An 18272-nucleotide genomic window follows, 5' to 3' on the forward strand; every position below is an offset into this window, starting at 1 on the left:
GCCGCCCCCACCGGAAACTTATTGCACTCCCCGTGCAACGCGTAGACTTGCACTCACGGTGCAAGAATGTCAACGAGAGTGCGGAGGAGCCCCACGTGAAACGGTCCGAGGCCGCCGCGCCCGCCGCCGACGGGCGCACGGAACGCGGGCGGCAGACCCGCGAGAAGATCGCCGACGCGGTGCTGTCGCTGCTCGATGAGAACCAGTCGCACTTCCCGGCCGACAAGGTGGCCGCACGGGCGGGCGTCTCCCGCCGACTGGTGTTCCACCACTTCGCCGACATGGCCGAGCTCGCCGAGGTGGCCGTCAACCGGCGCCTGGAGCAGCTCGCGGCCCGGATCGGGCCGCTTCCCACCGAGGGGCCGCGGGAGCTGCGGGTCACGGCCCTCACCGAGCAGCGCGCCCGCATCCTGGAGGGCGTCACCCCGACCAGACTCGCCGTCATGCGGCTGGAGAACCCGTCCCCGCGGATCCAGGAGGCGGTGCGGCAGATGATGGACTTCGCCCGCCTGCGGCTCGCCCAGGTCTTCGCCGCGGAACTCGACCCGCTCCCCGAACCCGCCCGGAGCGAGCTGCTCGACGGCCTGGACGCGGTGACCACGTGGAGCGCCTGGCACCACTGGCGCAGCTGCGGCCAGAGCCCGGAGGAGGCGCGGCACACCATGGCCGCCACCGTCCGCACGCTCCTCGCCGGCGCCGGACGGACGCCGAAGGGCTGACGGCGGCGGACCGCGGGCCGGCGGCACGGCCGGGAGGCGCACGGATCGTTCACAGGTCGGCGGCGGGGTGGGCCGATCGACGTGCCGTAGGTTTGATTTCCTCCCCGCGCTAAAGCACGGGGATTCCAGCACCGCGGGCCGCGCGGGGGCTTCGCCCCGTGCGTGTGCGCGTGGCCGGTGGTTGGCGCTTCACAGACCGGCCAGTGCCGAGGTCTCCACGCCCTGACACCGCATGCCCTGCGGCGTTGAGGATGTTCTTCGCGGCGTTCACGTCGGCGTGGTCCCGGTGCCCGCAGGCGGTGCACTCGAAGACCGCTTGGCTCTCGCGGCTCTTCGGGTCCACGTGCCTGCAGGCATGGCAGGTCTGCGACGTGTACGCGGGGTTCACCAGAACGATGTCCGTGCCGGTGGTGCGCGCCGCGTTGCGCAGCGCAAGTTCGAGCATGTACCAGCCCTTGTCCAGGATGGCCCGGTTCAGTCCTGCTTTCTGCCGGACGTTACGGCCCGGCTCCTCGACCGTGCCGGCTGCCGAGGCCGTCATGCTCCTGATTCTGAGGTCTTCCAGCACCACCAGCGCGTTGTCGGTGGCCAGGCTGGAGGCGGTCTGCGCACAGAAGTCCGCACGCCGGTCGCGGACACGTCCGGTGATCGCATTGATCTTCGCCACCACCACCCGGCGCCGGTTGCTGCCACGCTCGCACCGGGAGAGCTGCTGCTGCAACCGCCGCAGCCGCTTCGCCTCACCCGGCGTGGTGTACGGGCGGTCGTGGAAAACACCCGTGCTGGTCGTCGCGGCGACCTTCACTCCTCGGTCCACCCCGACGGCCGTGTCCGACATCGCGTGCCGCTCCGGCGTGGACCTGCCGTCCTCCACCAGGAAGGAGACGAACCAGTGCCGTCCCTGCCGGCTGACCGTCGCCGAGCGCACATCGCCGCCAAGCGGCCGGGACCAGCGAAACCGCACCCATCCGAGCTTCGGCAGCTTCGCCCGCCCCCATTTCCGCCCGATCCGCTCAACCCTGATCAGGTTTCCGGCCGGGAACCGGAACGACGGCGACCAGCGCACCTTCGACCGCCACCGGACCCTGAGCGTGCCGTGCTCACGGCACGCCCGGTCCAGATCCCGAAGAGTCTGCTGCAACACCTGCGACGGTGCCTCCGCCAGCCACGGGAACTCCCGTTTGGCGTCGGCCAGCTCGGCGGCCTGCGGCACGTAGTTCATCCACGCCCCGCGCCGCCTGTACTCCCGGCGCTGCTCAAGGGCAGTGTTCCACACCGACCGACACAGGTCGCCGAACATATCGCACAACTCGGCCTGTGCCGCGTCGAGTTCGAGCCGATACCTACGGCCGGACAACATAATGGAACACCCCCACTCGATTTGCCGTGATGAACGTAGCGCACGCCACTGACACGGGGGTGATCGCGGCCCCGCTGGCGGCGCTGTGCGGTGCGGGGACCGTGCTGCTGTGGCAGGGCTTCCACCGCGGCGGCGCGCGGGCATGGGCGTTTCCGGCCGCGGTCGCCGGGACCGCCCTCTGGTCGGTCTTCCTGGCCCGGGAGTTCCCGTCGTTCCTGCCGTGGCTGGCGCCGGTCGTGGTGGTCCTGAGGGTGGCGGCGCTGGCGCTGCTCGCGGCGGTCAGGTTCAGCCGTTTCACCGGGCGGCGGATCGCGCTGGCGGGCGGCGGGCGACGACTCCGGCGGCCGGCAGCTCTACCTCTGCACGCGCGCGGGCTGAGAACGCCTCCGGGAACAGACCGGGCGGGTGCCGGCGGCCGGCGCCCGCCCGGTTCACTTCCCGGGGCTGCCCACCGACAGCTTCTCCCCGTCCACCAGCAGGCCGAAGAACGCCGCCGCGAAGATCGACAGCGCCGGGGCGGCCGCGGACCGGTCCGTGAGCCCGGTCATCAGCGCGCCGGTGACGGCGCCGAGGAAGGTGCAGCCCAGCAGCGCCCACCAGCAGAACCGCTGCCCCTTGCCCTGCGGGTTCGCCAGGGTGCCGATGATGAGGCTCACGATCCCCGACAGTCCGAGCTGGCCCAGGTTGGGCGTGGTGTCCTGGGAGAGTTCGTAGCTCAGGAACCCGATGATCAGCGCGAGCGCCGCCATGGCGAATCCCGAGACCCAGCCCTCCGGGAGGTCCAGTTCCTTCGCGGCCTTGGTGCGGGTGGGGTCGTCGCTCACGCAAGGACTGTAGGCGCCTCCTGCGGCCGGTGCCGGTCGCGGGCGCGCCGTGTTGGCGCCTGCCGCCCGGGCGGAGCAACCGGGCGCCGGCCCGGTCAGCCGTGGGTCGCTCGGCGGTTGGTCGGCGAGCACCGGTCAGGCGTGGACGGCGGCCCGGACCCGGTCCAGGTCCGCGAGCAGGGTGTCCAGCTGCGAGGGGTCGTTGGCGTAGGCGAGCACGGCCCGGTAGAACGCGCTCTGCATCGCGTCCGGCATCAGGTCGGAGGCGTCGAACCGTACCGCCCGGGCGTCGACCAGCAGTTGGCCCAGGCGGCGGGACAGGGCGTCCGGGTAGACGGTGGCGGGCACCTGGCGGTTGGGGCTCAGCGCGCCGCCGCGGGCCACCCAGATCCGCTGCGCCTCGGGTGTCGTGAGGTAGGCGGCGAGCTGCTGGGCGGCCGGGGTGGCGTGGAACATGCCGAGCAGGTCGCCCGCCACCTCCTCGGTGCCCTTGAACCCCTCGTCGATGGCCGGGAACCGGGCGAAGTCGTAGTCCTCGCCGGCCTTGAGCCGCGGGTCGCCCTGCCGGTAGTAGTCCGTGATGAAGGACGCCGCGTGCTCGAAGTAGCAGCCCGGCTGCGGGCCGAACAGCGAGCCGCCCGAGCCGGCGAAGCCGGTGAGCAGCATGCCGCGGGCGTCACCGCGGACCATGCCCTTGGCGGCGACCACGTCTCCCCAGGTCTGCCAGGCCCGTTTGATCGCCGGGGAGTTCCAGGCGAGCGCGCCGCTCGCCCACTGGTCGTAGACGTCCGGTCCGGACTGGGCGAGGACGATGTCCTCCAGCCAGTCGGTGCCCGGCCAGCCGGAGGCGGAGCTCGACTCCAGGCCGACGCACCACGGGGGGACGCCCGACCCGGCGATCTGCCGGTCCAGGGTGTTCAGCTGGTCCCAGCTGCCGGGTGGTGTCCAGCCGTGTGCGGCAAGGGCCTTGGGCGAGTACCAGATGAGGCTCTTCACCGTGGCCTTGACGAACACGGCGTACTGTTTGCCGTCAACGGCGCCCAGCCGCACCCAGCTCTCTCCGTACTGCGCGGCCATGCCCGGCAGGTCGAGCGCGCCGTCGAGCGGGGCCAGGCGGCCGGCCCGGGCGTACTGCACCAGTTTTCCGGGGCTGGAGAGGACGGCGAGGTCGGGCGGTGTCCCGTTGCCGACCCGGTCGGCCAGGACGGTGTCGGAGTCCCGGGAGCCCTGGTAGTCCACCTTGATCCCGGTCCGCTGCTCGAACGGCGCGACCATGGCCAGGAACGAGTCCCGCTCGCTGCCGGTCCAGGTGCCGAGCACGTGGACCACCGGTCCCGACCGGCCGCCGCTGCAGGCGGTGGGGCCGGCGAGGGCGACCAGCAGCAGGGCGAGGGCGGCCCGGGCCCAGCGGCCCGCCGTGCTCATCGCGCGGCCCGGTACTCGTCGATCCGTGGCCAGAGGCCGCCCAGGCAGAGCAGCGCGATGGCGGCGCACAGCACCGGGAGCGCGCGGCCCAGGCCCAGGTCGGAGCGGGCCGCCGACTCGGCGTCGGCCAGCCGTTGCCGGTCCGGCTCCGCGAGCCGGGCCAGGTCGGCGTCGAACGCCGTGCCGGCGCCGCCCAGTTGGGCGGGGCCGGGGCCGACGGCGGTGGCCGTCACGGCGGGGTCGGCGGCGGCCGCTGCGGCGGGGCCGCGGGTGGCGGCCTGCCGGCGCAGCTCGGCGTCGGCCGCGGTGAACTGCCGGAAGTCCTGGAGGGTGTGCACGGCGGCGTCCCGTTTCGCTGGGGAGGAGTCGGGGCGGAGGTCGGCGTCGATCAGGTCGGCGAGGATGCCGTGGAACGCGGGCGGCTCGCTCTCGGCCGCCGCGACCTCTCCCGGCGTGACCGGACGGTCCGCCAACTGGCCGGTGTAGGTGGCGAAGTCGTCGGAGAGGTCCTGTCCGGGGACGGCCTGGACCACCGCCAGCGCGTCGCCGCCCGCCGCGTCGGCGGCGAGTGCGCGGGCCTGCCAGGCGGCGGTCAGCCGGGGCAGCGCCTCGTCGGCGGCGGTGGCGAAGGCCCGGTCGGTGTGCAGGGTCGCCGCCGCCGTCCAGCCGGCCAGCGCGAGCAGCAGGACGGACGCGGTGAGCAGGCACGGGTTGAGCCGCCGGTTGAAGTGGCGGCTCAGGAAGCGCTGGGTGGCGACCAGCAGGACCAGGGCGAGCAGCGCGGGGGCGAGGTCGCCGAGCAGCACGGCCGGGGCGAGCCATCCGCTCTGCCGTTGCCGGTCCAGTTCCTGCTGCTCGGCGGCCCGCAGTTGCCGGACCTGGGCGAGGACTCCGTCGCCGGGTTTGTGCATCAGGTTCGTGGCGTAGCTCAAGTAGGCGGTGCCGAGGGCGCCTTGGCTCTCGGTGGCGTGCGCCTGCTCGATCAGGCCGGTGTACTCGACGAGCAGTCCCTCGACGGCCTGCAGGCGCCCGCTGCCGGCCGGGCCGGTCGCGTCGTGCTCGGCGGCCCGGGCGAGCGCCTGGTGGGCGGACTTCAGGTCGTCCTGGTAGCGCTGCCCCGGTCCGCTCAGGCGCACCGTCCCCGAGGCGAAGCTCCCGGCCGCGACCCGGTCCGCGTCGGCGAGCAGGTACGACAGCTGCGCGGTGTCGACGAGGGCCGGATCGGCGTGGGCCTCGGCGGCGGACACCGTCGTGTGCGCGCCGGAGAGCGCCGTCTGCAGCGTCCCCCACAGCGCCGCCGTGCACAGGACCAGCGCGACCACGGTCCGGCGCAGCCGGCCCGGGGTGGTGGGCGGCGCGGCGGGCCTGCCGCCGAAGCGGTGCGCCCGTGACCTCATGCCGGCAGTGGCCGCCATCCGCATCCCGCCCCCTGCTCGGCCCGTCAGGAGCCCGACGGATCGTCGCCCACCCTAGCCGCGCGACTACGGGGTGGCCACCGGAAAACGGGATATGACGGATCGTCAGCCCGGGACCTCGCTGCTCAGGGAAAGCCCGCCCTTGCAATGGCAAGCGTCCGCAATTATTGTTGCAGCAGATAGTGCACCTGCAATCAATGCCGCCGGGGAGCCTCCATGAGCACGACCCTCTTCACCCCCTACACGCTGCGGGAACTGACCGTCCCCAACCGCGTCTGGATGCCGCCGATGTGCCAGTACAGCGCCGCGCCCGACGGCGGGGCGGCCGGGGTGGCGACGGACTGGCACTTCACCCACCTCGCGGCGCGGGCGGCCGGCGGCACCGGCCTGATCATCGTGGAGGCCACCGCCGTCTCCCCCGAGGGCCGCATCAGCCCCTACGACCTCGGGCTGTGGAACGACACCCAGACCGAGGCACTGCGGCGGATCACCGCCTTCCTGAAGGACCAGGGCAGCGTCGCCGCCATCCAGCTCGGCCACGCCGGGCGCAAGGCCTCCACCGAGCGCCCCTGGGTCGAGCGCGGGCGCGCGCTCGCCCCGCACGAGCCGCACGGCTGGACCCCGGTGGGCCCCAGCGCCGTCGCCTTCTCCCCCGACCACACCACGCCGGACGAGCTGACGCGCGAGCAGATCCGCGAGATCGTCGGGCAGTTCGCGGACGCCGCCCGGCGCGCCCTGGAGGCCGGCTTCCAGGCCGTCGAACTCCACGGCGCCCACGGCTACCTGATCCACCAGTTCCTCTCCCCCGCCAGCAACCGCCGCACCGACGAGTACGGCGGCTCCTTCGAGGGCCGCACCCGCTTCGCCCTGGAGGTCGTCGACGCCGTGCGCGCCGTGTGGCCCGGGGAACTGCCGCTGCTGTTCCGCGTCTCGGCCACCGACTGGATCGCCGAGAACCCCGAGGACGGGCGCGAGGGCTGGACGCTGGAGGAGACCGTGCGCCTGGCCAAGGAGCTCCAGGCCCGCGGCGTGGACCTGATGGACGTCTCCACCGGCGGCCTCGTCCCCGACGCGAAGATCGACGCCGCCCCCGGCTTCCAGGTGCCCTTCGCCGAGGCGGTCCGCAGCGGGGCCGGCATGCCGGTGGCGGCCGTCGGCCTGATCACCGAGCCCGCCCAGGCCCGGGACATCCTCGCCGCAGGCCGGGCCGACGCCGTCCTGATCGGCCGCGAGCTGCTGCGCAACCCCTCCTGGGCGCGCCACGCCGCCGCCGCGCTCGGCGGGCAGGTCCACTCGCCGGTGCAGTACCACCGCGCCTGACGGGCCCGGCCGCCCGTTCACGGAAGAACGGGCGGCCGGCGCACTGCGCGGAAACGGGCAGAAGTGATGTGACCTTCGGTCCGGTCCTGACGCAGACTGGGCACTGATCACTCGACCGACCGAGGACGGACCCATGGCTGACCGGCCGCTGACCCTGATGGCAGTGCACGCCCACCCGGACGACGAGGCGACCGGAACGGGCGGCGTCCTCGCCCGCTACGCCGCCGAGGGCATCCGCACCGTGCTCGTCACCTGCACCGACGGCGGCTGCGGCGACGGCCCCGGCGGCGTCAAGCCGGGCGAGCCCGGACACGACCCCGCCGCCGTCGCCGCGCTGCGCCGCAAGGAGCTGGAGGCCAGCTGTCAGGTCCTCGGGGTGGGCCACCTGGAGACGCTCGACTACGGCGACTCCGGGATGATGGGCTGGGCGGCCAACGACGCCCCCGGCTCGTTCTGGGGCACCCCCGTCGCCGAAGGCGCCGCCCGCCTGGCCGACCTGATGCTGCACTACCGGCCCGACGTCGTCGTCACCTACGACGAGAACGGCTTCTACGGCCACCCCGACCACATCCAGGCCCACCGCATCACCATGGCCGCGCTGGAGCGCAGCGGGCTGACGCCCAAGGTGTACTGGACCACCGTGCCGCACTCGACGATGCGGCGCTTCGGCGAGGCCATGCGGGAGTTCGCCGAGGACGAGCCGCAGCCGGAGCGGTCCGGGGAGGGGAGCGAGGCCGAGCAGATGCCGGAGATCGGCCTGCCCGACGAGGCCGTCACCACCTGGGTGGACACCACCGAGTTCGGCGGGCGGAAGTTCGACGCGCTGCGGGCGCACGCGAGCCAGGGCGAGAACATCTTCTTCCTGCGCATGGGCCAGGAGCGCTTCACGGACCTGATGGGCCTGGAGACCTTCGTGCGCGTGCGGGACACCACGAACGCGCCGCTGCCCGAGGACGACCTGTTCGCCGGCCTGCGCTGACGCCGGGTCACGCCCGCGCCGGCGGCGTCCTCCCGCGAGAGGACGCCGTCGGCGTTCGTCGTCAGCGGCCGGTGGTGGCGACCGGGTCGGGGGCGGACCCGTGGGCGGGGGCGGGGATCACGGCCTTGCGGGCGTGCAGGACGGTGGCGCCCAGCGGGAGGGGGCTCTGGCCGACGAGGTGGAGGCCGGCGTCGGCCAGGAGGTGGGCGTAGTGGTCGGCGCGGCGTTCGCGGCCGCCGACGTTGCACATCATGTGGAGGTCCCAGGCGGTCGCCAGCGAGGGCGAGCCGTCGGCGGGCAGGACGCGTTCGATGATGAGCAGGTCGGCGTGGGCGGGCATCGCGCGGGCGCAGTGGCGCAGGATCTCGCGGCAGCGCTCGTCGTCCCAGTCGTGCAGCACGCGGGACAGGACGTAGACGTCCCCGCCGGCCGGGACGTCGGCGAAGTCGCCCGCCCGGTAGTCGACGCGCCCGCCGGTGCCGGCCGCGTCGAGCAGGCCGCGGGCGGCCTCGACGGCGTGCGGGCGTTCCAGCAGGACGCCGTGCAGGCGGGGGTGGGCGGCCAGGATGCGGCCGAGGAGTTCGCCGTTGCCGCCGGCGACGTCGACGACGGTCGCGGGGGCGGGCGCCTGGGCGGCGGCCGCGAGGGCGGGGTGGGCCGGGACCGGCTCGAACATGCGCGAACTGGCCGCCATGGAGCGGTCGAAGAGCTCGGCGAGTTCGGGGTCGCGGGCGAAGTGGTCGAAGTGGTTCTCGCCGAAGAGGTGGTCGAAGGCGGTCTGCCCGGTGCGCACTGTGTGGGCGAGGCGGCCGAAGGACTCGTAGAACGGCCCGCCGTACATCAGGGCCAGCGGGCGCATCGAGCCCGGGGTGTCGGTGCGCAGCAGGGCGCCGAGTTCGGTGAGGCGGAAGCCGTCGGGGGCCTCGGTGACGGCGCCGAGCATGGCGAGGTAGCGCAGGAGGGTGGTGAGGCTCTGCGGGTGGGCGCCGATCCGGCGGGCGAGGGTGTCGGTGGCGGTGGCGGCGGTGGTGTCGAGGGCGTCGGGGAGTTTCAGTTCGGCGCTGACGGCGAGGGCCTGGGTCGTCCACGCGCCGGTCATCAGGCGCAGGAGCGTTTCGGCGGGCTGGTGGGCGCGGGAGTCGTGGAGGTGGGCGGCGAGAGCGGGGCGGTGGTCGCCGGGGACGTAGAGCTCGATGCGCCGGTAGCCGGTCTTGGCGTCGGCGGGGGCGGTGAAGTAGAGGACGGTGCCGTCCTCGTGGGGGTTGTAGCCGCCGCCGTCGGGGGCCGCGCCGTGGCGGGCGAGGAGGTCGCACAGGCCGCGCAGGACGAGCGGGTCGGGGCGGGTGACCTCGAAGGCGAGGTGGGTCTCGTGCTCGTGGGCGCGTTCGTGGGCGGCGAGTTCGGCGAGGGCGGAGCCGGGCGGCACGGTGAGGGCGAAGACCTCGACGAGGCGGGGCTCCTCGCCGGGGCCGGTGACGGGCGGGCGCAGGATGCGCACGTCGAGGGCGGCGGGGTCGAGGCCGTGGCGGTGGGCGAGGCGGTCGCGGACGACGACGCTGGGGTGCTGCGGGGTGTCGGGGTCCAGGGCGCAGGCGGCGAGCTGGGCGCGCAGCGTGGCCTCGTCGGGCGGCAGGAGGAGCAGGGCGGCGTGGGCGAAGTGGCAGTGGTCGGCCAGTGCGCGCAGTTCCGGGCCGTCGAGGCCGGGCAGCAGGAGCGGGAGGAGGTCGGCGGTGTCCTGCTGGCGGACGAAGTCGGCGGTCGCGTGCAGGCGGGTCGCATCGTCCGGGGGCGTCGTCGTCATCGAGTGGGCGTCCTTGGTTCGGTGCTCGTGAGGGTGTGGTCGTGCGGATGCGGTCGTGCGGGTGGTGCGGCTGTGGTGCGGCCGTGGTGGGCTCAGATGCCGACGTAGCTCTCGGCGAACCAGTCCTGGAAGGCGCGGGAGGTGCGCAGCGAGTCGAGGCGTGAGCGCCGCATGGATTCGTGGAAGAACGATTCGCCGTCCGGTCCGGGCGGGGCGTGCAGGAGCTGGATCATCCAGTGCGAGAACTCCTGGGCGCGCCATATGTGGGTCAGGCTGGTCCTCGAGTAGCGGTCGAGGGCGCCGGTGTCGCCGTGGGCGAGGGTGTCGGTGAGGGCGTCGGCGAGGAGTTCGGCTTCCAGGACGGCGAGGTTGGCGCCCTTGGCGGCGGCGGGGGCGGGCAGGCTGGCGGCGTCGCCGGCCAGGAGGAGCGAGCCGTGGCGCAGCGGTTGGATGACGTCGGATTCGAGGTCGATGACGGTGCGCTGGATGATCGGGCCGCGGTGCAGGGGGTGGTGGTCGGCGCTGCGCATGCGGGTGTCGAGTTCGTCCCAGACGCGTTCGTCGGACCAGGCGTGGGGGTCGGTGCCGCGTTCGCACTGGAGGTAGTAGCGGGTGACGTCGGGGGTGCGGGCCATGTGGCCGGCGAAGCCGCGGCGGTGGACGGCGTAGCCGACGGCGTCGAGGCTGGGCGGGGCCTGGGCGAGCAGGCCGAGCCAGGAGATGCCGTGGTCGCGGTGATGGCGGGGGGTGCCGGGGGGCAGTGAGCGGCGGGCGGCGCCGTGGCGGCCGTCGCAGCCGGCGACGTAGCGGGCCTGCCAGTGGACGGTCTCACCGTCGGTGCCGGCGCCGGTGTCGCGGGCGGCGACGGTGGGGCGGGGGCCGTGGGCGTCGTGGACGGTGAGGGCCTCGGTGGTGAAGCGGATGCGTCCGCCGGCGGCCAGGTAGTGCGCGAGCAGGTCGGTGACCAGGTCCTGCTGGGGGTAGACGGTGTGGGCCTCGCGGCGGCCGAGGCCGGCGTAGTCGAGGCGGAAGCTGCCGCCGTCGGTGCGGAACTCGCAGGTGCCGTGGGGCTGTCCGCGCCGGTGCAGGCCGTCGGCGAGGCCGTGGCGGTCGAGGGTGCGCACGGTGTTGGCGGCGAGGAAGCCGGCGCGGGCGCGGGTCTCGACGTGGGCGCGGTCGGCGCGTTCCAGGACGACGCAGTCGATGCCGCGGGCGTGGAGGAGGTTGGCGAGGGTGAGCCCGGCGGGTCCGGCGCCGAGGACGACGACGTCGGCCTTCTCCCGGGCCGTGCGGGTGTTCTGACTTTCGGTCACGGAAAGTGGATCTTAATCACCCGTGGATACAGCGCAGGCCCGGAATCACTCGAAACGGTGAGGGGAATGACGGTCCGTGGTCGCGGTGGCGACGGTCGCCCCAGGAGGGGGCTTCCGTCGCCACCGAGCGTGACGAAGTGGGGCGGGCCGGCACGGGATGCCCGGGCCGACCCGCCGGGCGTGTCAGGGGGCCGGGCGGGTGGCGGCGGTGAGGATGATCTCCCGGACGCGGTCGAGGTACTTCGGCACGCCCTGGACGGCCTGCGGGGTGTCCGGCACGGTGACCACGAGGTCGGCCCGGTCGCGGAACCAGTTGAACCACATCGAGACGCCCGCCGCGCCGTCCGGGCCGGTCAGCAGTGTGGCGTCGGTGCGCAGGAAGTCGCGGGAGCCGGGCGCGGCGCGGCCGTCCAGGTAGGAGACCATCGGCGGGATGACGGGCGGCGCCGTGCCGGGGAGCAGGTCCAGCGCCCGGTGCAGCGGCACGTCGCCGGCGGCGCGGGCGCGCTGGAAGCCCTGCTGGGCGGCGGGGATCGCCGCGTCGAGGTCCGGTGCGGCGGGCAGCCGGAAGAGCAGCGGGCCGAAGTTCACCAGCCAGCCGTGCACGGGCAGCAGCCGCGGGTAGGCCCTGGTCGACACGGCCGTCAGCACGCGGTAGACGTCGTTGCCGGTGAACTCCCGCTGCGCGAGCGCGAGCGCGGCGAAGGTGCCGGCGGCGAACCCGCCGCCGTGGCGGGCGCAGAAGGCCCGGAACGCCTCGGCCTGGGCGCCGGTGAGCACCGGGTAGTGCAGGCGGACGCCGGGCACGAGCGCGTGGCCGTCGGTACCCAGGTCGACGGGGAAGCCGGACAGGGCCCGGAAGCCGCCGGAGGTGGTGGCGGATCCGTCGTCGCCGACGGCCAGGAAGGCGGACCAGAGGGCGAGTTCGGGGGCGTCGGGGGTCAGGGCGAGGGAGCGTTCGTGCTCGCGGCGGTTGTACTCCAGGTAGCCGACGGCCTCGTCCGGGCCGGCCGGCGTGGTGGCCACGGCCGCCGGGGTGGGTCCGGTGGTGGCCGCGGTGGCGCGGGCGGCGTAGTGGGTGCGCAGCTCGTCGAAGAGCAGGGCCATGGAGTGGCCGTCGGTGTAGGCGTGGTCGATCGCGGCGTAGACGGTGGACGTGGTCCCCCGCAGGACGACGCCGGCGAGCAGGCCCGGGCCGGGGCGGCCGGGCGCGGTGTGCTCGTCGATCCGGCGGTGCAGGTGGTCGCGCAGGTCCGCGGCGGTGGCGAAGGCGCCGACGCGCACCGGGCGCACGGTGAGGGCCTGCGGCGGCAGGCGGAAGCCCGCCAGGCCGTCGCCGCGCGGCTCGTACCAGGCGCGGTAGGCCTCGTGCCGGCGCACCAACTCCTGCCAGGCGCCGGCGAGCGCCTCGGGGTCGGCCCGGCCGGGCAGGTCGAAGGCCAGGGCCACCCAGGGCGACTGCCGCTGCCCGGTGGCGCGGCGGGCGGCGGCCATCCCGAGGTGGGCGCGCTGGAAGCCGGAGGGCGGTACGTCGTGCGGCTCGGGGGCGCGGTCGGCGACCGGGAGGAACTCGACCACCTCCCCGGGCGCGGGCCGCCAGTCGAGGATCTGGGTCATCCGCACGGCAGCATCTCCTCCGGGCAGTGGGCGGGAGCGGGGACGAGGACGGGGACGGGGACGGCGGCGGGGGCGGTCGCGGTCGCGGTCCGGGAGGCGAGGGCCGTCCGGGCGGCGATCCGTGCGACGGCCCGCTCGAAGCGGGCGACGTTCGTGCGCGCCACGGCCGTGTCGGGAAAGCGCGTCGTCAGGTGCACGCCCCGCTCGCTCCTGGTCAGCCATACGTGCACCTCTCCGGGGCTGTGGACGCGGCTGCGCAGCATCCGGTCCTCCTGTTCGGGCGGGGTGCCGTCGACCCGGCGCACGTCGAGGTACGAGACGACGAACCGGAGGCGGACCTCCCGGCCCAGCATCCGGCGCACGTGCGCGAGCGAGCTGCCCGGGCCCGGGCGGTGGCGGCGCAGTTCGGCGGCGGCGTGCCCGAGCGTGTCCGCGAAGGTCGCCCCCGGAGCGGTGGGGATGCGGACCGGCTGCAGGCCCACGAACCAGCCCGGCGCCGCCCGCCACGGGTCGGGGCGGGTGTTGGCGAGCGCCACCGCGGACAGCTGCCGGGTGCCCGCGACCCTCGCCGCGGCGAGGGCGAGGCAGGACAGCAGCCCCGCGGACGTGGTGCCGCCGCCCGCGCGGCAGGCGGCGGCGAAGCGGGCGGCCGTCGGCGCGTCGAGCAGCCAGCGCCCGGTGCTGCGCTGCGCGTGCGGGGCGTCGCCGGCGCCCAGCGGCAGCGGGAAGGCGGGGGCCGCTCCGGCGTCGCCGCGCAGCAACGCCCGCCAGCGGTCGACGTGTTCGGGACGCATGGGCAGCCGCTCGGCCAGGGCCGGCTCCGCGGCGCCGAAGTCGAGGAAGGTCGGGCCCGCCGGGTGCCCGGCGCCGCCGGCCAGCAGGTCGCGGATCTGACCGGGGACCATGGCGAGCGTCAAGCCGTCCGCGACGCCGTGGTCGGCGCCCGCGAACACCGTCACCCCGCCCGGGGCCGTCGCGTCCCCGGCCGTCACGTCCTCGACCGTCGCGCCCCCGGCCGTCACGTCCTCGACCGTCGCGAAGAGCACCTGCGGCCAGGCCAGCGGGCCGACGCGGTCGAAGAACGCCTCGATCTGCCGGCGCACCGACGCACCGTCGGCGAACACCCCGATCTCCTCGCGGCGCAGCCCGACCGCGCCCGCGGGCAGCGTGCGGCGCGCGCAGCCGCCGGGGGTGGGCAGCAGGTGGCTGCGCAGGTGCTCGTGGGCGCGCAGCCAGGCGGCGAGGGCGTGGGCCAGGCGCTCGCGGCCGGTGGGGCCGACGCGGAAGGACACGCCGATCCACGCCGGGTCCACCTGCCGCGCGCCGCGGGCTGCGGCCGCGCGGACGTGGTGCTCGTGGACGAGTGCGGGCGCCCGCGGGTCGTCGGCCCAGGCCGAGGCGGGGGCGGCCGGCGTCCAGAACACCAGCCGGCCGGCGGGCGTCGTGCGGTCGCCCAGTTCTGTGAATTCCACTGACGCTCTCCTTGTGACGCCCGCGGTGCTGACGGCGCCTCGAATGCAGAGCCCCCGGACTTCCGGGGCCCGGATGCGGGGATCTTTTCCGTGCGGCCCGCCGAAGCTATCCGGCGGCGATGAAGCGGGGATGAAACGAAACCATTTCCGCTGGCCGGGCGGCCCGGGGACGGCCGGGCGGCCGGGAATCACTTGTCGACGGCCGCGGCCATTGCTAGCGTCGGCGCCGTTCGCCGGGCTTCACGGCACGCCGGGAGCGCACCGGAAACGTGCCGGAAACAATTCCGGAAAGAACGCGGGAAACGCGTCGCGAGGGACGTCGAATTCACGGGGAGTCAATTGATGAGCACACGAACGGACAGCGGGCCTTCCACGGACTACGCCGCCCTGCGCCGCGACCCGGCGTACGCCGGGCTGAACCGCGCGCTGCTCGACCTCGTCCCGGTCGGCGCCGGGCAGGCCGTCCTGGACATCGGCTGCGGGGACGGCGCGGTGAGCGAGCAACTGCTGCTGCGCGGGCCGGCCGTAGCCCTGACCGGTGTCGATCCCGACCCGGCCCTGCTCGACGCGGCGCGCACCCGCCTGGGCCACCGGGCCCGCTTCGTCGAGGGCGACGCGGCCGCCGTCGCCGGGCTGTTCCCGGCCGGCGGCTTCGACACCGCCGTGCTCGCCAACTGCATCCACCTCGTCCCGGACCTCGGCGAGGCGCTCACCGCGATCGGGCGGGTGCTGGCCGCCGGCGGGCGCCTCGTGTTCAACTCGGCCTTCTACGCGGGCGCGGAGAGCGCCGCCGACCTTCCGCTGTACGCCGAGCTGGTCGGCGCGGCCCGCCGCGCAGCCCGGGCCCGCGGCCTGACACCGGCCCGCACCGCCGCCGTCACCGGCCGCCCGCCGGGGCTGCGGCGCAGCGCCGGGGACTACCAGGCCGCCCTCGCCGCGGCCGGCTTCACCGGCGTGGAGCGCACCGAGCGCGAGTTCACCCTCGGCCGGGACTTCCTCACCGCCCTGTGCTCGACCCCGATGTTCGCCGCCGCCGCACTGCCCGGGATCGAGCGGGACACCGCCGCCGGCCTGCTCGCCGAGGCGCTGGAGCAGCAGCACGAGGGCACGCCTTTCACGATCACGCGGCGCTGCGTGTATTTCTCCGCGATCCGTCCCTGAAACACCCCGTCCCTGAAACACCCCGCGAAACCAGCGGAATCACGAAGGGAATTCATCATGACCGAGGTGCTGCCCGTGGTCGTCCGGGCGATTTCCGAGATCCGCCCGGACCTGGGCGAAAACCCGGGTTCCATCACCCGGGAATCGGCCTTGTTCTACGCCGATGAACCCGGCCGTCCGGTGCTCGGCCTCGATTCCATGGAAGCTCTGGAACTGCTCGTCGTCCTGGAGCGGGAATTCGGTGTCGAGCTCGCGGACACCGGTATCCGGATCGGCGACCTGCAGACCGTCGGCGACGTGGTCGACGCGCTGGGCGGCGCGGTGGGCGGTGCCCGGGCCGGCGCGGTGGGCGGCGCGCTGCCGGAGACGCGGTGACGCCCCGGGCGGTGCGCCACCGCGTCCTGGTCACCGGGATCGGCGTCGAGTCGTGCGCGGGCCCCACCCCCGAGGAGCTGTGGGCCGCCCTGGCCGCCGGGAAGTCCGCGGTCTCGGCGCTGGACCTTGAACAACCGCTGCCCTGCCGGGTCGGCGGCGTCGTCACGGGCTTCGACCCCCGGGACTACCTGAGCGCCCCGCAGGTGCGTCGCACCTCCCGCTTCCAGCAACTGCTGTTCGCCGCCGCCGTCAAGGCCCGGGCGGACGCGCGCCTGCGCACGGCCCCCGGCGCCCTGTACGTCGGCACCGGCGGCGGCGGGCTCGACGAGGCCGCCCGGCAGGTGACGGTCCTGCGCAGGGAGGGCTGGTCGCGCATGGACCGGCTCGGCCTGCTGCGCCTGCTGCCCAACCAGGCCGCCGGGCTCGTCGCCCAGGAACTGGACATCACCGGCCCGGTGCTCACCATCTCCACCGCCTGCGCGTCCTCCACCGACGCCATCGGCGCCGGCCTGCGCGCGGTGCGCGACGGCACCGCCGACGTCGTCCTGGTCGGCGGCGTGGAGAGCTGGCTCGACCTGCCGTGCCTGGCCTCCTTCTCCCTCCTGGACGCCCTCTCCCGGCGGCCCGCGGCCGAGGCCGCCGCCGCCTCCCGCCCCTTCGACCGCGACCGGGACGGCATGGTGCCCGCCGAAGGCGCCGCGGTCCTCGTGCTGGAGTCGGAGCGCTCGGCGCTGCGTCGCGGCGCCACCGTTCACGGGGAGGTGCTCGGCGCCGCCACCACCTGCGACGCCCACCACGCCCTGGCCCCCCGGCCGGACGGCGCGATCGCGGCCAGGGCGATCACCCTCGCCCTGGCCGACGCCGGGGTCGGGGCCGACGCCGTGGACCTCGTCAGCGCGCACGGCACGTCGACCCCGCTCAACGACCGGGCCGAGACCGCCGCCCTCAAGCGCGCCTTCGGTCCGCACGCCCGGAACCTGGCGATCACCGCGCCCAAGTCCGTCATCGGGCACGCCTGCGGCGCGTGCGGGGTCCTGGAGAGCGTCGGTGTGCTGCTCGCCATCCGCGACAAGTACGTGCCGCCGACGGCGAACCTGGAGCACCCCGACCCCGACTGCGACCTCGACTACACGCCGCTCACCGGCCGGTCCGCCCCGATCAACGTCGCCGTGAAGCAGAACTTCGGCTTCGGCGGCCAGAACTCGGTGGTGGTGTTCGGCGCCCCGTGAGCGGGGGCGGGCGCGGCGGGCGGCCGGTGACGGGGAACGGGGGACCGGCCACCCGTCACCGGCCGGATATGGCCGGTGGCTTGGCCTGTCCCCGGCCCGGCGGCCGGACCAGCATCGACGGCGTCCACCGCAGAGAGCCATCCAGTGTCCGGGGGCCACGATGCCGATCACCACGCCGCCACCCAGCACCACCACGATCACCGCCCGCCCGGCCGACGCCGCGCTCGGGCCGCGCGAACGCGACCTGCTCTACGCCGTCGGCTGCGGCCTGAAGGACGACGAGATCGCCGCCGCCCTCGCCATCCCGCCGCGCGCCGTGGCCGGGCTCCTCGCCCGCCTCCTCGCCCGGCTCGGACTGCCCGACCGCACCGCCGCCGTCGTCCACGCCTTCGACTCCGGCCTGGTCTCCCCCGGCCACGGCCCGCGCCGCCGCACCACCGGGCCCACGCCCGCGGACGGCACCCGCCGCACCCCCGGACCGCCGCTGCGGATCTCGCTGCTCGGACCGCTGCGGGCCTGGCACGACGGCCGCCCCCTCGACCTCGGGCACCTGCGCCAGCAGGCCGTCCTGACCGCGCTCGCGCTGCGCCCGGGCCGTGCCGTCAGCCAGCGTGAACTCGTCGACGGCGTCTGGGGCGAGGAGCCGCCCGGCACCAAGGTCGTGCCCGTCTACGTCTACCGCCTGCGCAAGGCCCTGCGCACGGGCGGGGGACCGCACGCGGTGATCGCCAGCGACCGCGACGGCTACCGGCTGGTGCCCGGCACGGTGGCCGTGGACGTCGCCCGCATGGAGGACCTCCGGACTGCGGCCGGCACCGCCGAACGCGCGGGCGACCTGCCCGAGGCCGTCCGCCTGTGCGCCCTGGCCCTGGACCTGTTCCGCGGCGAGCCCCTGGCCGGCCAGCCCGGCCCGCTCGCCGAACAAGAACGCCTGCGGCTCACCGAGCACCGCACCGCCCTGGCCCAGCGCAAACTCGGCTGGCAGCTGCGGCTGGGCCGCCACCGCGAGGCCGTCGCCGAACTGTCCGCCCTCGCCGAGGCCCAGCCCCTCAACGAGCCGGTCGCCGCGATGCTGATGCACGCCCTCTACCTGGGCGGCCGCCAGGCCGACGCCCTCGCCGTCTTCGACCGCACCCGCCGCCGCCTGCGCGACGACCTGGCCGTCCACCCCGGCCAGGACCTCCGCCGCGTCCACCGCATGATCCTCCACGGCGACGTCCCGGCCCCCGCGCCGTGACCGCCCGGCCCGACGGCCGGCCGGG

15 protein-coding genes are annotated in these 18272 nt (G+C 75.0%); 7 read left to right on the forward strand and 8 right to left on the reverse strand.

Annotation, left to right across the window (positions count from 1 at the left end; all coding sequences use genetic code 11):
• Window positions 1-95 precede the first annotated feature (95 nt).
• On the forward strand, window positions 96-719 hold the full coding sequence (locus ACFVSN_RS42010) for a TetR/AcrR family transcriptional regulator (protein WP_387595164.1): 624 nt from the start codon (window positions 96-98) through the stop codon (window positions 717-719).
• 109 nt (window positions 720-828) lie between these two features.
• Here ACFVSN_RS42010 and ACFVSN_RS42015 read toward each other — a convergent pair whose 3' ends face one another.
• From ACFVSN_RS42015 to ACFVSN_RS42030, 4 genes are all read right to left on the reverse strand, one after another.
• Entirely contained in the window at window positions 829-2079 is a 1251-nt protein-coding gene (locus ACFVSN_RS42015) for an RNA-guided endonuclease InsQ/TnpB family protein (protein WP_387595161.1), read from the reverse strand.
• Window positions 2080-2510: 431 nt separating this feature from the next.
• Window positions 2511-2903 carry a hypothetical protein gene (locus ACFVSN_RS42020; RefSeq protein WP_380446382.1) on the reverse strand — a complete coding sequence of 131 codons (393 nt, stop codon included), beginning with the start codon at window positions 2901-2903 and terminating at the stop codon, window positions 2511-2513.
• Window positions 2904-3038: 135 nt separating this feature from the next.
• Window positions 3039-4328 carry an ABC transporter substrate-binding protein gene (locus ACFVSN_RS42025; protein ID WP_387595158.1) on the reverse strand — a complete coding sequence of 430 codons (1290 nt, stop codon included), beginning with the start codon at window positions 4326-4328 and terminating at the stop codon, window positions 3039-3041.
• Window positions 4325-5725, reverse strand: a complete 1401-nt coding sequence (locus tag ACFVSN_RS42030; RefSeq protein ID WP_387595155.1) for a hypothetical protein — start codon at window positions 5723-5725, stop codon at window positions 4325-4327. The genes ACFVSN_RS42025 and ACFVSN_RS42030 overlap by 4 nt, the downstream gene beginning before the upstream one ends.
• Window positions 5726-5959: 234 nt before the next feature.
• Here ACFVSN_RS42030 and ACFVSN_RS42035 point away from each other — a divergent pair, with 234 nt between their 5' ends.
• A complete protein-coding gene (locus ACFVSN_RS42035) occupies window positions 5960-7063 on the forward strand; it encodes an NADH:flavin oxidoreductase/NADH oxidase (protein WP_387595152.1) in 1104 nt (367 codons plus the stop codon).
• A gap of 133 nt (window positions 7064-7196) precedes the next feature.
• Window positions 7197-8042, forward strand: coding sequence for a PIG-L family deacetylase (locus tag ACFVSN_RS42040; protein ID WP_387595149.1), 846 nt, complete (start codon window positions 7197-7199; stop codon window positions 8040-8042).
• A 61-nt stretch (window positions 8043-8103) separates the two neighbouring features.
• On the opposite strand, the gene ACFVSN_RS42045 is transcribed toward ACFVSN_RS42040, so the two are convergent.
• The 4 genes from ACFVSN_RS42045 to ACFVSN_RS42060 all read right to left on the reverse strand — a co-directional run bounded on the left by ACFVSN_RS42045 (window position 8104) and on the right by ACFVSN_RS42060 (window position 14245).
• The gene (locus tag ACFVSN_RS42045) at window positions 8104-9843 is read right to left on the reverse strand and encodes a methyltransferase (RefSeq protein WP_387595146.1); all 1740 of its coding nucleotides are present in this window, start codon (window positions 9841-9843) and stop codon (window positions 8104-8106) included.
• Window positions 9844-9935: 92 nt separating this feature from the next.
• Complete coding sequence (locus ACFVSN_RS42050; protein ID WP_380498079.1) at window positions 9936-11156, reverse strand: 4-hydroxybenzoate 3-monooxygenase; 1221 nt, start codon at window positions 11154-11156, stop codon at window positions 9936-9938.
• 183 nt (window positions 11157-11339) lie between these two features.
• Window positions 11340-12779 carry a hypothetical protein gene (locus ACFVSN_RS42055; protein WP_387958764.1) on the reverse strand — a complete coding sequence of 480 codons (1440 nt, stop codon included), beginning with the start codon at window positions 12777-12779 and terminating at the stop codon, window positions 11340-11342.
• Window positions 12770-14245 (reverse strand): hypothetical protein, encoded by a 1476-nt coding sequence (locus ACFVSN_RS42060; RefSeq protein WP_387958766.1) that lies wholly within the window; start codon window positions 14243-14245, stop codon window positions 12770-12772. Before ACFVSN_RS42060 ends, ACFVSN_RS42055 begins: the two co-directional genes overlap by 10 nt.
• A gap of 342 nt (window positions 14246-14587) precedes the next feature.
• Between ACFVSN_RS42060 and ACFVSN_RS42065 the strand changes: the two genes are divergently transcribed.
• The 4 genes from ACFVSN_RS42065 (at window position 14588) to ACFVSN_RS42080 (ending at window position 18247) form a co-directional block, all read left to right on the forward strand.
• On the forward strand, window positions 14588-15406 hold the full coding sequence (locus ACFVSN_RS42065; RefSeq protein WP_387958768.1) for a class I SAM-dependent methyltransferase: 819 nt from the start codon (window positions 14588-14590) through the stop codon (window positions 15404-15406).
• Window positions 15407-15463: 57 nt separating this feature from the next.
• Window positions 15464-15781, forward strand: a complete 318-nt coding sequence (locus tag ACFVSN_RS42070; protein ID WP_387958770.1) for an acyl carrier protein — start codon at window positions 15464-15466, stop codon at window positions 15779-15781.
• Window positions 15778-17010 carry a beta-ketoacyl-[acyl-carrier-protein] synthase family protein gene (locus ACFVSN_RS42075; protein ID WP_380498082.1) on the forward strand — a complete coding sequence of 411 codons (1233 nt, stop codon included), beginning with the start codon at window positions 15778-15780 and terminating at the stop codon, window positions 17008-17010. Before ACFVSN_RS42070 ends, ACFVSN_RS42075 begins: the two co-directional genes overlap by 4 nt.
• A gap of 160 nt (window positions 17011-17170) precedes the next feature.
• Window positions 17171-18247 carry a BTAD domain-containing putative transcriptional regulator gene (locus ACFVSN_RS42080; protein WP_387958773.1) on the forward strand — a complete coding sequence of 359 codons (1077 nt, stop codon included), beginning with the start codon at window positions 17171-17173 and terminating at the stop codon, window positions 18245-18247.
• Window positions 18248-18272: the final 25 nt, after the last annotated feature.

The organism is Kitasatospora sp. NPDC057904, assembly GCF_042887925.1.
Classification (GTDB): Bacteria; Actinomycetota; Actinomycetes; order Streptomycetales; family Streptomycetaceae; genus Kitasatospora.